We start from the raw sequence: 685 nt of genomic DNA, 5'->3' as shown, positions 1-685 counted from the left end.
TACAAGGTTGATAGGCTGCGTGTGGAAGTGCAGTAATGCATGTAGCTTGGCAGTACTAATAGGCCGAGGGCTTGACCATCACTTCTTGGTCAGTCTGATTTTACAGCAACACCTCTTCGTTTCAAATCTTTGTCCAGTTTTGAGAGTGCACAACACATTCTCAGTGGTTCATGCGAGAAAGCGGAAGCTGAGCGCTGACCGTACCGTCTGCACCATTAGCTCAGTTGGTAGAGCACCTGACTCTTAATCAGGGTGTCCCGGGTTCGAGTCCCTGATGGTGCACCACAAGTCAGAGAGGGGCCGGAGGCTCCGGCTCCCCGACTGACGAAACTATGGCCCGTTGGTCAAGCGGTTAAGACAGCGGCCTCTCACGCCGTTAACGTGGGTTCGAATCCCGCACGGGTCACCAGCCGAAAGGCAAACAAAGAAAGCTTCCCTGGTGATTGAGGAAGCAGCAGTCGAAGTGAAAATGCTTCGAAGTTGGTGTTGATTACGGTGAGGGTCCACCCGTTCCCATCCCGAACACGGAAGTTAAGCTCACTGGTGCCGACGATACTTGGCTGGAAGTGGCCTGGGACAATAGGGAGACGCCAACACAAATATTCCTCAATAGCTCAGCCGGTAGAGCATGCGACTGTTAATCGCAGGGTCGTTGGTTCGAGTCCAACTTGGGGAGCCAGAATGA

General features: G+C 53.1%; 3 tRNA genes and 2 rRNA genes. All 5 read left to right on the top strand.

Annotated features, from left to right (window positions below):
* Window positions 1-79 (top strand): 23S ribosomal RNA (locus B5F35_RS18285); the annotation flags it as partial.
* Between the two features lie 130 nt (window positions 80-209).
* Window positions 210-285: transfer RNA gene (locus B5F35_RS18280), tRNA-Lys, on the top strand.
* Window positions 286-334: 49 nt separating this feature from the next.
* Window positions 335-409 (top strand) — tRNA-Glu (locus B5F35_RS18275).
* 70 nt (window positions 410-479) lie between these two features.
* Window positions 480-596: ribosomal RNA gene (gene rrf, locus B5F35_RS18270) — 5S ribosomal RNA — on the top strand.
* Between the two features lie 7 nt (window positions 597-603).
* Window positions 604-679 (top strand) — tRNA-Asn (locus B5F35_RS18265).
* Window positions 680-685: the final 6 nt, after the last annotated feature.

Origin of the sequence: Anaeromassilibacillus sp. An200, assembly GCF_002160025.1 — a bacterium.
Lineage (GTDB): Bacteria > Bacillota > Clostridia > Oscillospirales > Acutalibacteraceae > Caccousia > Caccousia stercoris.
Note: the sequence above shows the minus strand (reverse complement) of the source record. Positions and strands in the feature narration are given on the sequence as shown.